Annotated in this window: 10 protein-coding genes and 1 pseudogene; 3 read left to right on the top strand and 8 right to left on the bottom strand. The window is 40.1% G+C overall.

Going from position 1 to position 13,491, the window contains the following annotated elements; translation table 11 throughout:
* The first annotated feature begins 729 nt into the window (after positions 1 to 729).
* Together CA730_RS22690 and CA730_RS22685 are read left to right on the top strand one after the other, a co-directional pair.
* The gene (locus tag CA730_RS22690) at positions 730 to 2,325 is read left to right on the top strand and encodes a tyrosinase family protein (RefSeq protein WP_096670765.1); all 1,596 of its coding nucleotides are present in this window, start codon (positions 730 to 732) and stop codon (positions 2,323 to 2,325) included.
* Positions 2,310 to 3,164, top strand: coding sequence for a DUF2182 domain-containing protein (locus tag CA730_RS22685; protein WP_172891234.1), 855 nt, complete (start codon positions 2,310 to 2,312; stop codon positions 3,162 to 3,164). Before CA730_RS22690 ends, CA730_RS22685 begins: the two co-directional genes overlap by 16 nt.
* Positions 3,165 to 3,350: 186 nt before the next feature.
* On the opposite strand, the gene CA730_RS22680 is transcribed toward CA730_RS22685, so the two are convergent.
* From CA730_RS22680 to CA730_RS26520, 6 genes and pseudogenes are all read right to left on the bottom strand, one after another.
* Positions 3,351 to 3,644 (bottom strand): 4a-hydroxytetrahydrobiopterin dehydratase, encoded by a 294-nt coding sequence (locus tag CA730_RS22680; RefSeq protein ID WP_096670761.1) that lies wholly within the window; start codon positions 3,642 to 3,644, stop codon positions 3,351 to 3,353.
* Positions 3,645 to 3,799: 155 nt separating this feature from the next.
* Positions 3,800 to 4,078, bottom strand: a pseudogene (locus CA730_RS22675) (Uma2 family endonuclease); the annotation flags it as partial.
* Positions 4,079 to 4,444: 366 nt separating this feature from the next.
* The gene (locus tag CA730_RS22670; protein WP_096670759.1) at positions 4,445 to 5,392 is read right to left on the bottom strand and encodes an AvaI/BsoBI family type II restriction endonuclease; all 948 of its coding nucleotides are present in this window, start codon (positions 5,390 to 5,392) and stop codon (positions 4,445 to 4,447) included.
* A 25-nt stretch (positions 5,393 to 5,417) separates the two neighbouring features.
* Positions 5,418 to 6,848, bottom strand: a complete 1,431-nt coding sequence (locus tag CA730_RS22665) for a DNA methyltransferase (protein WP_096670757.1) — start codon at positions 6,846 to 6,848, stop codon at positions 5,418 to 5,420.
* A 96-nt stretch (positions 6,849 to 6,944) separates the two neighbouring features.
* Complete coding sequence (locus tag CA730_RS22660; protein ID WP_096670755.1) at positions 6,945 to 8,654, bottom strand: diflavin flavoprotein; 1,710 nt, start codon at positions 8,652 to 8,654, stop codon at positions 6,945 to 6,947.
* Positions 8,655 to 8,727: 73 nt separating this feature from the next.
* Positions 8,728 to 9,039 (bottom strand): endonuclease domain-containing protein, encoded by a 312-nt coding sequence (locus tag CA730_RS26520; RefSeq protein ID WP_231939917.1) that lies wholly within the window; start codon positions 9,037 to 9,039, stop codon positions 8,728 to 8,730.
* A 782-nt stretch (positions 9,040 to 9,821) separates the two neighbouring features.
* Between CA730_RS26520 and CA730_RS22650 the strand changes: the two genes are divergently transcribed.
* Positions 9,822 to 10,229 (top strand): proprotein convertase P-domain-containing protein, encoded by a 408-nt coding sequence (locus CA730_RS22650; protein ID WP_157750045.1) that lies wholly within the window; start codon positions 9,822 to 9,824, stop codon positions 10,227 to 10,229.
* A 480-nt stretch (positions 10,230 to 10,709) separates the two neighbouring features.
* On the opposite strand, the gene CA730_RS22645 is transcribed toward CA730_RS22650, so the two are convergent.
* Together CA730_RS22645 and CA730_RS22640 are read right to left on the bottom strand one after the other, a co-directional pair.
* Positions 10,710 to 12,434, bottom strand: coding sequence for a diflavin flavoprotein (locus CA730_RS22645; protein ID WP_096670749.1), 1,725 nt, complete (start codon positions 12,432 to 12,434; stop codon positions 10,710 to 10,712).
* A gap of 430 nt (positions 12,435 to 12,864) precedes the next feature.
* Complete coding sequence (locus CA730_RS22640) at positions 12,865 to 13,461, bottom strand: hypothetical protein (RefSeq protein WP_096670747.1); 597 nt, start codon at positions 13,459 to 13,461, stop codon at positions 12,865 to 12,867.
* Positions 13,462 to 13,491 lie beyond the last annotated feature (30 nt).

The following is a 13,491-nucleotide window of genomic DNA, read 5'->3' as shown; positions in this document are numbered from 1 at the left end:
AAGTAAAATACACGAAATTTATGTAATACGAATTCAAGTGCGGAATGTGGGATCTAATATTGACATTATGTCAAATGTGCTTATATTATACTTGTGACTCATGGAACTGGCACATTAGTAAGGTGCGCCAGATACTAAGAGTCTATTTATTTACATAATTTATGCACTGTCCCCCACTCTACAACAGGCTTCCTGGTGTAATGTTTGCATAAGTTCTAATGGGGAAGGGCAACGTGCTTATTACATCAAAGTAAGGCTAAAATACTCCCAAAATTGGCGGATTAAAAGCTGATTACCTTCTTAACAGTACGGGATAAAATGGGCTATTTTTAGCACGAGTTAACTTTCCCGTATGAGTCAATGCACGAAGTTGTCCTAATACTCACCAATCATTAACAATACCTTGTCCAAATTGAAAAAAGTCTTGATTTGTAGGTTGGGTTGAGGCACGTTCACGTTCGCGGAGCGTGGCGTTAGCCATAGTGTGGCGATAGCCATAACCCAACGAATGCGTCGGGTTGCGCTGTGGCTTAACCCGACCTACAAAAAATGGACAAGGTATTGCATTAATAAGAGCAATTGTTTGATCGCATCTGGCTAATGCGTGAAAATCTACTTAGGAATCGCAGATCCCATGCTCTTATTTTTCATTGAGGTAGAAGGTAAAGTCTAGTTTTGTCTAAGTTTGAGATAGCAGTTCACAGTTCAACAAACACCAAAAGGATTTTTATGGTTTTTACTCGCAGAAATGTGTGGGCTAACAGTGGGGATTTCGATGATCCGGTTTTGTACTGGTACGCTCGGGGTGTGAGAATCCTCAGAGCTAGGACAATTTCAGAGCACACAAGCTGGGAATTTTTGGCTGCACTTCATGGTTTTGACCCCGTAATATGGCACGTTGAAGGCTTCCTGACCTTGGGTGAAAAGTTACCACCTTATTGGGTACAAAGCCTTTACTGGAAACAATGTCAGCATGGAAGCTGGTACTTCTTACCTTGGCATCGTGGCCATTTGCTGTCATTTGAAACAATAGTGCGTGAAGCTATTAAACAGGAAATGATAGAAGACGAAAAGAAAGGTATCAAAGTTAATTACCATTGGACAGATTGGGCTTTACCTTACTGGAACCCCGCCGATCCAAAAGATAATTATCATGCAACACAAATACCACCAGCATTTACCAATGAGTATATGCCGGATGGGTCTGAAAATCCCCTCTATATCAAAAAACGGAACGGAGAGCTAGTCACACTGCCACAAGAAATTGCTAAAGGAACACCAGAGGCAAAGCAACGTTACGAACTTATACAAAGAAACGTGCTAAGTCTAAAACAGGCATTGACTCAACCCAGTTTTATAGGAACATCTAACTCTTCAACTGGTTTTGGTGGGTTAAAAACCAGTTTTAGCCATGACCCTGTAGCCTTTGGTCAAATAGAAAGCAATCCACATAACAACATTCATGGTCTTGTTGGTGGACTGATGGGTGACGGAGGCACCGCAGGTCTTGACCCTCTATTTTGGTTGCATCATGCCAATATTGACCGCCTGTGGGAAGTTTGGCTCAAAAGTGATCCGGAGCATAAAAACCCATATGAGCGGAAGCTACTACCAAATACACCAGAAAACAAAGCGGACAACCAAACAATAGAACTTTTCAACAGAACACAAAAAGAGTGGCTCAACGGTCCGGGTGAACGTGGCTTTATGGTACCTTTGACATCTGGACAAGTCTGGGAGTTCAAACCAAAGGATGTTGTCAATACCTTGGCACTGAAAGTAGATTACCAGTATGATCTTAGTTATCAATATGATGACATTTCAAATCCCCTCAAAGATATCCCTACCAAGCCTGCCGGAAAAAAATCCGAACTGCTTGGTAGTAGTACCACCAGCACAGGATTAAAAGAAGCAAATAGAACTTCGATAGAGATTCAAATAGGAGAACCTGCTACAGGAGGGGGCGTAAAATACTCTCCAGAGCATAGGTTTTTCCTGCATCTGGTGAACATCACCAGCAACAAGGATGGTAGGATCATTAACGTGTTTGTTAATCTTCCTAAAGGTGCTTCAGGTTATGATTATCCTGATCTGTATGCGGGTAGTATCTCCTTTTTTGGTGTGCGCCAAGCATCCGCAGGTGGGGGACTAGGAGTTACCGAAGTTTTTGAAATTACCGAGATCCTTGCTAGACTTCGATTTGGCGGACGGGAAGGAACTAAACACCTTAAAGTTACTTTCATCCCACTAAATGAAGATAATCCAGCCGATGATATGAACGTGGAGCAAGTACTCCTGTATCGTGAGGCGTGTACAGTCAAGTAATGAGAATCACATTAAGTAGGTACATATCATTTATTAGTGAGCCTCCTCTACCGACGCTGCTGAAAGTTTCCCTGATTGCTTGGGGGGTGATGTTGCTACCAGGAGAACTTCATCAGGTCATGTCAGGACAGATGATTGCTGTCTCAGTTCATGGGCATGGACAGATGATTCACACACTAGATGGTATGTTCTCTTTCCACTCCCTGGCAATGATGGTATTGTATTGGCTGGTGATGTTGGTTGCTATGATGTCCCCTCAACTAGCCCAACCAATCCGTCACCTTTGGTTACGTAGCTTAACCCGACGGCGTTGGATTGCCATTGTTTTGTTTCTTCTTGGCTATGTCAGTATCTGGACTCTAGCAGGTTTGATATTAATGCCTGTTGCAGCTTTGCTGAGGTTTTTTGTGGGCGAGGGATGGTTTGGCGCTTCTGGTGTTGCCTTACTATTAGTTATTTTTTGGCAGTCCAGCCCGTGGAAGCAGTCCTGCTTGAACCACTGCCATTGGACTCCTCGCCTTTCACCTTTTGGACTGGCAGCTAATTTAGACTGCTGGCGCTATGGGATGGTTAATGGCCTTTGGTGTGTAGGGAATTGTTGGGCTTTAATGCTCTTACCTCTAACTGTCTTACAAACACACCTGATTATTATGGCTGTGGTAACTTTGATACTAATGTTTGACCGATACCGTCCCGTACGCCTTGCAAAATGGCGGATTCCCTTTGAGGAGAAAATCCTAAACAAGCTGTCACAACTCAGTACCAGGTATGGTATTGGAATTGACAATTCATGCATGGATTTAGAGACGTTCTATAGAACGTCCCTAAAACGATTGTAGAATGTTAATAAGTGATTCCCAACGACAAATTAAGTAGTGAAACAGAATTAATTACACAATATCATTGCGTTAGCGTTGCGTGGCGTTAGCCATAGGGAACGAAGTGAAATGAAGCAATCGCAAGGGTTGTGATTGCTTCCCTTCGCTCGTAATCACTGTAAATATTTTTGTCCAATTACTTAAGAATTAAGAATTAAAGACTTCTTCCATTTTCTTCGCCAGTTCCACATCTAAATTGCTGATAGCATTACTGATATCGTGGGTAATAAGATTAACCTGAACAGTATTGTAAACATTAAACCATTCCGGGTGATGTCCAAGTTTTTCCGCGTGAACACCCGCACTAACCATCCAACCCAACGCAGTTGCAAAAGAGCTAAATTTATATTCTTTGTATAATTTGCCCTCTTTGATTTGCCATCCTGGTAAACTATTCAGGGCTAATGTTAGTTCGGTTTCGCTCAATTTTTGGGCTGCCATTTTTCTAACCTACACAGAGATTTATAGAGACTAATCCTCTCTAATTATCATCTTTTTCTGTGTTTATGCTTCCATCTTTTGAGTAATATTTGCAGATACGTAGGGTGCGTTACGGCTGTTCGTGGAGGGGGTAATTTTTTTTGATAAATAAAATTTTACAATTGCAATTCAAATCCTGGTAAAACCTCTTCTCCAGAAAGCAATACAGGAAATTGGACAATTTCTACAGGTTTTCCTAGTCGGTAAATTTCCACTTGTTTGTCTTGGGGATTAATTAACCAACCCAAACGCAAACCATTATCTATATATTCGGTGCATTTTTCTTGTAGGGTTTTCAATCTGTCGGATTTTGATCTAAGTTCAATTATAAAATCTGGTGTGAGTGGGGGAAATTTTTCCTGTTCTTCTGCTGTTAGTGCTTCCCAGCGTTCTAGGTATAATTGTTCTGGGTTAAATTTTTCAGAGTCAGCAGTTTAGCCCTTTATATACAATATTGTATTGTATATAAAATATTCTTTTCGTTCCTAGTCTCTGACTAGGAATGCAGTTGATGAGGCTCTGCCTCAACCACCAGCACAAAATCGGGTAAAGTGGCTTGTATTCTGGGATTGGAGGCAGAGCCTCCTGGTAGGCATTCTCAGCCGGAGTCTGGGAACGAGCAATTTATCTACGGTTTAATGATTTTATTTTCCTGCATACTGCATTTACATCACCTTTGTTCAAACTCCAAAAATGTGATGATTGGGGGGAAGGAAGCGATCGCTTGTAGATGGTAAACTCCAAAAGTACGCTTAAAAATCCTATAAAGTGATTAACCAGTGACAGATCGAGTCAACTTGAGTATCAGTTGTCATATTAGCAGCATTACTCAATTTACCAGATTCTAAATCATTCCATATTTCTTCAGCCATACGTTTTTCAATAGCTGCACCAATGAAAAATGTATGTGGTGACAAATCAACTTGAGAAAATGCCCTCCATATTCGAGATAAAGCAGTTCTCGCTGTTTTCCAATGTTCATCAGCACCAGCAGGATCAATTCCTCCTTTTAATTCCCCCAGTGCAATATAAAGATTGGGAATTTTATAAGTTGTTGGAGAAATTTCTTGATAACCACACTTGAAAAGACAAACATCAATATTACTTTTGACTAAAGGAACTGTCAGATTATAAATTATTGTTCTATTTTTATTGTCAATAGACCAACTTAAACCCTTCACATATAAATCTATTCCTGCATCTTCTTCTGTCATCGGAATCCATGTTTTAGTTGTAGAATGTAACCAATAATAAGGAATACTAGCAAGTGCAAGATTAGCCAAAATTGCGCGAGTTAATTTACGCTGTGCTAACACTCCACCTACATTTCTCATTGAACCACCTAGCGTATCTCCTCTTGTTAGCAAAAATCTATAAACTAATTCTTCTACAAAATCTGAACCTGCTGGTTCTAAAAACTCCTTAATTAACCCTTGAATAGCTTGTATTTTATCCTGTGGCTGTAAATAACCTGCGGCTTTATCAGAAACTCCAGATGCAGCTAATAAAGCAGGTTGTATTTCTATCAGATTCATTAAATCAGCAGGATTATTAACTTGAGAAGCAATAGTTTTTAATACTCTTGCTTGATCAATAAATGGTGTAGCCCGACGGTTTCTTTCAATAGCTAAAGCAACAAAACCAGCCCTAGTTTTTTCATAAGCTGTTACTAAACCAAGACCTGTATTTAAATGATTTTTATATGCCAATTTTAGTTACCTTAATTTGATTAAATTAAACTTTTCTCCAAACATAAACGCATTTTCTCAGTGCATCCCGTCCATGTATGCCCATTTGTTGGCTACTATTACCTTTAGTATTGGGTAAAACTAAAATATTTTCTACTTTAAATCCCAGATACTCAGCTATATTCGATAAAATCATATCCACTGAAATACTCACACCAGCATAACGCACATTATCATTAATCATAAACATCAGCCCCTGTGGTTTCATGACTCGATAACATTCATAAATTATGCAGGCCATTTCATAAAAATAACCTTTTACCATTCTCGGAATACCATTATTATTTAATTGTTTTTGTAATTTTTGTTCTTCCAAATATTGCAAAATTGCTTGGAGTAATTTTTGCTGATTTGTAGCCAAAATAGCATTTGACCATTGAGAATTAATTGCTAATAAATCTTTCGGTCTATTCTCAACTGTACAACTTAACATTTGTTGTCTAAGATTAACTATTTCCTCTTGTCCTACTCCTAACAAAGCAAGTTCTAAAGCATAAGTTCTAGTGTAATCATAACGGTTACAATAAGGAGGAGAAGTAAGAATTACATCATAATAAGAATTTGGCAATTGTGGCATTATATCTAAGCTAGAACCTGTAAACAAACGAATCCCACCTTGTTTAGTTTTACTGGGAAAAAGTTCACCTTGTTGACTCCCAGTTTGAATATCTGCTAAAATTTCCGTAATTTTAAGACTAATTGCCTGTTTAAAGCTGAGAATTTCTCCTTTGTTAAAAGGTATATTACCTTGTTGACGACTAGAACGATAATCCCAACGTAAATATTGCCCATCTTTGCGAGTGTAACTAATTGCTTCCAAAACACATAATAGTGCAAATTGTAATACTTGTTTGACTCTGCAATTTTCATCTTGGTAAGCACTGATATATTTTTGAATTTCGTTTAATGTCTCTTGAGGATATGCACCTGTCGTAATTTTTATTTCTTGAATATTTTGTTTAGTTTTTGATTTCTCCCAAGGACAATTTTTAGACCAATATAAAATTTTTGTGAAATCATCTGCTGTGAATTCTTGTTCTAAGATAAGCCTAGTATTTATAATTTCTTTTCCAATAGATAGTAATTCAATTCCATCAGCATTTAATCCTATATTACTAGCTGCAAATAAAGTTGTTCCACTACCAGCAAAAGGATCTAATATTTCGCCAGATTCGATTATATATTTATCTAGTAAATATTCTACTAATGAAGCAGAAAAAGCTTCTTTATATTTGTACCATCGGTAAATAGGTTTAAGTTTATTAGCCTGAAAACTAACAATCTTGCGGTTGAGAACATCTTCTATACAAAGTTTATTAGCAAAGTGCTGGTATAGTTGGGTGTTAAGATGTTCAATTTCAATATTTTGTGTTTGATGATTTGGTGTTTGAGGTTCTAATTGTTGAAAATCAAGCATTATTTAAAGTGATTAAAAATATTGGCAGACGTTTTACATCATAGCGTAAAAAAATTACCCCTCTATCTAATCCTAGAGGGGCTAAGACGTAAGGTGTTAATAATAATTAGCTGATTTGCGATAATGTACTGCTGTGACAGCATCTTGATTTAAGACTTTACCATCATCAACAGTGGCATAAACTAACCAATGATCACCAGCTTCCATCCGACTTTGGACAGAACATTCCAAATACGCTAAAGCACCATTGAGAATAATCCCGCCATTATTAGATTCTTGAGTGTCCAAACCTGCAAATCTATCTTGTCCAGGGGCGTAAACCTTCATAAATTGCTTACGGATTTCCCTGCCTTCTGCTAGAATGTTGACTACAAATTTGTTATTTGTGTGAGTCATGTTTTCCATAGCGCGGTCCTTGGCTACCGCAATAGTTAAACCAGGCGGATTAAAACTGGCTTGTGTCACCCAAGAGGCTAACATTCCCGTTTTTACTTCTCCTTGGGTTGCTGTAACCACACATATAGAACCAACAATCCGCCCTACTGCTTGTTCTACATTACTTGCAGGTTGTCTAGCCACAACTGATTTTTTCGCGGCGCGTTTCAATGCTTGGGCGAAGTCAGTTCCCGCTTCTTCGCAGGTTTGTAAGGTGACTTCATTGGGTTTGAATTTGACGCGAATGGTGTCAAAACCAAATCTGTATCCTGCGTCTTTAAGTTTACTTTCAATTAAATCAACGGCTTCTCCACTCCAGCCAAAAGAACCAAATACCCCCGCTAATTTATTATTAGTTGCAGTTGAGAGGACTATTCCTAAAGCTGTTTGCACCGGTGTGGGTGCGTGTCCACCTAATGTGGGAGAACCTATGACGAAACCGGCAGATTTTTCAATGGCGGCTTTGATTTCTTCGGGTTCGGTAAATTCGCAATTAATGGCCTCGACACTCACACCAGCCTTAGTGATACCGCGAGCGATCGCCTGTGCTAAAGTTGCAGTATTACCATAGGCTGAGGCATAAATTAAAGCCACAGTCATATCAGCGGAGGTTTGCTGTTTAGTCCATTCTCTGTAACCCTTGGTAATGTCAATTAAACCATAGCGCACAATTGGACCATGACCCGTAGCGTACATTCGCACGGACAAATCTGCTAATTTTTCTAAAGCTGTTTCGACTTGTCTGGCGTGAGGTGCCATTAAACAGTCAAAATAATAGCGTCTATCTTCGTTAAATACTTCCCAACCTTCATCAAAAACTTGATCTGAGCAAATATGCGCTCCAAATAATTTATCAGAAAATAAGATTTCTGTTTGCGGGTCCCAGGTACAAAGTTCGTCAGCGTAACGGGGGTTAGGTGTGGGAATAAATTGTAAATGATGTCCTTTTCCTAAATCTAGGGTATCTTCTCCCCGCATGACCAAAATTTGTAAATCGTCTTTTTCCAAAGCAGCGCGTAAATTTATCGCCCCTGGGTTAGAACAAACAAAGGTAATTTGGGGGGCGATTTCTAGTAATGCTTTTAGTGTTGCGGCGCGGTTGGGGTTAACGTGACCCAGAATCACATAATCGAGTTTTTTGACATCAAACCGCTGTTGTAAAGCTTGGAGATAAATTTCGGTAAAAGTTTCGCCAGGGGGGTCAAGCAGGGCATTTTTATCGCCTTGGATGAGATAAGAATTAGCCGTTGTTCCCTTAGCTAAAGCATATTCAATTTCAAATCTTAATCTTGCCCAACTGCGCGATCGCAATACTATGGTATCTGTACCAATGGGCAATATTTGCACGTCACGGGGTTTAGTTTCTGACATGATACTTTATCTCCTTGATTTCTGAACATAACTCCACTTCTCTCCTGTCCCCCTCCTCGCTTGCGGGGAGGGGCTAGGGGTGGGGTTTTATTACCCGCCCAATCTCCTCCAAAACCCCCTCTATCCTGAACAAAACATCCTCATTTTTAAATCTCACCACCCGCAAACCCAAAGACTCTAAAAACTCTTGTCGAATAGCATCTTCTACTTGCGTGTAATTGTGAATTTCTCCATCTACTTCAATTACTAATTTGACTTCGTGGCAATAAAAGTCAACTATAAATCTATCAATAACCTGCTGACGACGAAACTTCAAACCCAGCATTTGCTTATTTTTTAATCTTTGCCAAAGTTGCTTTTCTGCTAATGTGGCTTCTGTCCGCATTTGTCGGGCTAAAGGTTTAAGTTTTGACCAGATTTCCGGTGGACTTTGCCAAGAAACCCCACCCCCTAACCCCCTCCCCGCAAGCGAGGAGGGGGGACAAGAATTAAGGGAGGAGGGGGGACAAGAATTAAGCGGGGAAAGCGAGGAGGGGGGACAAGAATTAGGATTGGGTATGTGATAATTTTTCATCTTTTGGTATTACTATTTGACTGGTTTACAAGTACTATATGAGTAAGTACCGATTCGGTACATCTGAGGAAATTAAAAACGCAAGAAACAAAGTTTTGACCAGATTTCCGGTGGACTTTGCCAAGAAACCCCACCCCCTAACCCCCTCCCCGCAAGCGAGGAGGGGGGACAAGAATTAAGGGAGGAGGGGGGACAAGAATTAGGATTGGGTATGTGATAATTTTTCATCTTTTGGTATTACTATTTGACTGGTTTACAAGTACTATATGAGTAAGTACCGATTCGGTACATCTGAGGAAATTAAAAACATAAGAAACAAGGGACATCATGATCAGCACTAATGTTCAAAAAATGGGGGGGTAGTTGCTTCCCTGGTAAGCATTCTAGCCCTTTCTAGTGCGGCAGAGGCGATTACTTTCACCAGTCCAACTGGTTCTTACAATATTCCAGATAACAATGCAACTGGGGTAACAGCATCAATCAATATCTCTGGTCAACCCAATATCAGTAGCTTTAACTCCGTAACCATTTCTGGGCTTACCCATATTTGGTATGGCGATTTGAGAGCTTTTCTTTCTAATGGCACAACCACAGTGCAACTGTTGCGTACACGGTTGTCTCCCGATTACGCAGGATTTCCCAATGGCAGTGGTGCTGATTTGAATGGCAACTACACTTTCGCCACTACTGGGGCTAATTGGTACACTCAGGCTGCTGCTCTAGTGCCATCTAACACCACCTATGCTAGTTTTCAGCCATTGAGTGCTTTCAATGGCAGTCCACTCAATGGCACTTGGACATTAAATGTCCAAGACAGACTACAAAATGACACAGGCTCGTTTAGCAGTTTTTCAATTGATGCTACTCCTGTTCCCTTTGAGTCTAATGCCGCGCCAGCAGGTATGGCGATTGTCTTTGGTGCTTTGATGTTGCGGAGAAGGTTACAGCTGCACTCGGCTCGGAAGATGTTAGCAGAATCGGTTGATTCTGGATTGATTTGAGCCAACAGTTCAGTAAAATCAAAGATATCTGAACATAAATCTGTTTCTTTCTTGTCCCCCTCCTCGCTTGCGGGGAGGGGCTAGGGGTGAAGATGTTAGCAGAGTCGGTTGATTCTGGATTGATTCATGAGGCAACAGTTCAGTAAAATCAAAGATATCTGAACATAAATCTGTTTCTTTCTTGTCCCCCTCCTCGCTTGCGGGGAGGGGCTAGGGGTGAAGATGTTAGCAGAGTCGGTTGATTCTTGATTGATTTGAGCCAACAGTTCAGTAAAATCAAAGATATGTGAATAGAAATCTGTTTCTTTCTTGTCCCCCTCCTCGCTTGCGGGGAGGGGCTAGGGGTGAAGATGTTAGCAGAGTCGGTTGATTCTTGATTGATTTGAGCCAACAGTTCAGTAAAATCAAAGATATCTGAACATAAATCTGTTTCTTTCTTGTCCCCCTCCTCGCTTGCGGGGAGGGGCTAGGGGTGGGGTTTTAATAATGATTCCCGACTTTCCGGTGGTGTACTGCTGTCATGGCATCGGGATTTGATACTCTACCGGCGTAGGCTGTGCTGTATACTGCCCAATGATCACCACAATCCATGCGGCTGACTACTTCACATTCTACGTAAGCTAGGGCATCTGTAAGTATAGGTGCGCCATTTTCCGCAGGTTGGGTTTTCACTCCTTGAAAACGATCTGCACCGGGAGCAAATCTTTTTAAGAAATGTTTCATTAAGGGTTGATAGTTGCCTTCTTCGAGTATATTAAGGACGAAGCGATCGCCTACTTGCATGAGTGATTCTATCGCCCGATCTTTAGCAACGGCGATGGAAAAGCCCAAGGGTTTAAAGCTGGCTTGACTTACCCAGGAAGCTAACATGGCGCTGGATACGTCGTCTTTTTTGGCTGTGATAATATATAAACCGCCGCTAATTCGGCCTAAAGCTTTGTCTAAGTCAGCACCAAGGGATTTCATGGTTTTGATGCTTTTATCTCTTGTCACCCATTGTCCCAAGTCTGTCCCCGCTTCTTCACACTTTTTATAGGTGTTGGCTGTGGGTGTTTCCCGAATTTCAATGACGGGGAAAGCGATATTTAAGCCTAAAGCCCGGAATTTATTTAATATGGGATAGGTAGGTTCATCATCTCCTCCACCGGTTTCAAAAATGCCAATGGCTTGTTTTTCTTTGGCGGAACCTAAAACGGTGCTGAGGGCGGCTTGAATGTTAGAATTACCTGATGCTGGGGGCATTCCCACCACTAAACCTGTACAACGTCCTACCAGTTCCCGCAGTTCTTGTAATTCGTTAACGCTGGCTAAATCTACTATTTCGACAGCGACACCGGTTTTTGTAATCCCGTTAGCGATAGATTGGGCTATTTGCGTGCCAAAACCGTACTCGGAGACGTAAAATATCCCTACAGGGGTTTCTGCTTTGGTTTGTCCTTGACTCCAATGCCGATAGCGTCCTGTTAATTCTTCAACATTATGGTATAATAGGGGTCCATGACCAGTGGCAATCATGCGAATTGTTTTCAATTCTCCCATGCGCTTGATTGCGGACAGGACGGAACGGGCATTCGGACCCATTAAACAATCGTAGTAATATTGAAAATCGGCTTCTATTGCTGCTAAATCGTCATCAAAGGTACTTTCTGAGCAGTAATGTAACCCAAAAGCGTCGCAGGTGTAGAGAATTTGGGTTTTGTGGTCAAAGCTGAAAATGGTATCCGGCCAGTGTAAATTAGGAGCTATGACAAATTCAAATTCGTGTCCATTTCCTAAATCTAGGCGATCGCCATTTTTGACAATTTTCCGGTTAAATGGTTGATGTACCATATCTTCCAAAAACTGAATTGCCACTTTTGACGCAACTACGGTTATATGAGGCGCGAGTTGTAACAAGTCTTTCACTAAACCGCTGTGATCTGGTTCAGTGTGACTCACAATTAAATAATCAATATCTTGGGGATTAATTAAACCCGTGAGAGTATCAAAATAAAGTTGGCGAAACTTTTCATGGGAGGTATCAACCAGGGCGATTTTCTCACCACGAATCAGAAAAGAGTTGTATGTCGTGCCATTTTGTAAACCAAACTCAATATCAAAGCGATCGCGGTCCCAATCTAAAGACCGAATTGCGGTAGTATCTTCACTAATCTCTACAGTATTTATAGTCAGACGCTTTTCTAGTTTCTCGGTAAGCAATACCATAACGCCCCTCTTTAATAAATTGAGTATTTATGCCTTTCTCTTATTGTGGCACAGGTTGAATATTAATTTTTATTAAAAAACCTATAGCTAAGTTAAGAAAATTAAATTGGTAATTCCCAGCGCCAATGGGCATGATTCATAGATGAAACCCTATACTTAATGAATGGTAAAACTTATTTACGTATATTAGAGGAAATCACTGGGGGATTTTACAACAGATTGCATATTCAGGTACAGAATCTAAATTTAAAACCAGACACCAAGTTAATTTTCCTCGTGACTCCTGCTATCTATACTCAAAATGGCTAAGAATTGGACTTTTTTCTAATACAAATAACAAGTTCAAAGCCTCTCCCCGTTGCGGGGAGAGGTTTGGAGAGGGGTTTCATATTTGTTTAAACTATGAACCGTTTGCAGTATATATATTAAATCATTGGACAGCGATCGCCAAAATTCCCAAAATCTTACTGACATCATTTAAAAAATACTCAGCCAAATCAACCTGAACCCGTTCACCCGACAACTTTAAAAACTTCCAAATTTCCCCGGTAGTTACCACCCCATAAATTTCTGTAATTTCATTTCCTTCCCGTTGATTAAATAAAGTAGCTGCATACATTTCGGCTATACATTGTCCTAAACCTCCTTTAATATTTTCCTTTTTTGCTTCTACAATCACAATTACAGGTGTATTAATCAATAAAAATTCAGGAGAACGACTAATGAGAAAATCACAATTCCCCGTTAACCCCTGGCTAGGTTCAATATTAAATTCTACTCCAGAAAACAAACTAATTTGATGAGGAAACTTTTTAGTTAATTCTAATAAAATTGGTGCAATAATCATCTCCGAACGAGATTTTTCTGTATTACTAGCTAAAGCAAAAGGCACATTATAAACTAAAGTTTCCTGCAAATATTCAGTAACTGGTAATGGTGTAACTTCGGGAAAGATATTTTCTCTAGTAGAGATATTGAGATTCAATGTTTTTTTGACAGTTTCTAAAGTAAAATCACTGTAAGACATATTTTTATTCAAAAACCTATAATTAAGTTA

Source organism: Dolichospermum compactum NIES-806 (assembly GCF_002368115.1).
GTDB classification, from domain to species: domain Bacteria; phylum Cyanobacteriota; class Cyanobacteriia; order Cyanobacteriales; family Nostocaceae; genus Dolichospermum; species Dolichospermum compactum.
Note: the sequence above shows the minus strand (reverse complement) of the source record. Positions and strands in the feature narration are given on the sequence as shown.

Excerpts from the sequence above, each read along its gene's own strand:
- CA730_RS22690 (WP_096670765.1), top strand. The coding sequence starts at position 730 with ATGGTTTTTACTCGCAGAAATGTGTGGGCTAACAGTGGGGATTTCGAT.
- CA730_RS22680 (WP_096670761.1), bottom strand. The coding sequence starts at position 3,644 with ATGGCAGCCCAAAAATTGAGCGAAACCGAACTAACATTAGCCCTGAAT.
- CA730_RS22665 (WP_096670757.1), bottom strand. The coding sequence starts at position 6,848 with ATGCTTGATTTTCAACAATTAGAACCTCAAACACCAAATCATCAAACA.
- CA730_RS22660 (WP_096670755.1), bottom strand. The coding sequence starts at position 8,654 with ATGTCAGAAACTAAACCCCGTGACGTGCAAATATTGCCCATTGGTACA.
- CA730_RS26520 (WP_231939917.1), bottom strand. The coding sequence starts at position 9,039 with ATGCGGACAGAAGCCACATTAGCAGAAAAGCAACTTTGGCAAAGATTA.
- CA730_RS22645 (WP_096670749.1), bottom strand. The coding sequence starts at position 12,434 with ATGGTATTGCTTACCGAGAAACTAGAAAAGCGTCTGACTATAAATACT.
- CA730_RS22640 (WP_096670747.1), bottom strand. The coding sequence starts at position 13,461 with ATGTCTTACAGTGATTTTACTTTAGAAACTGTCAAAAAAACATTGAAT.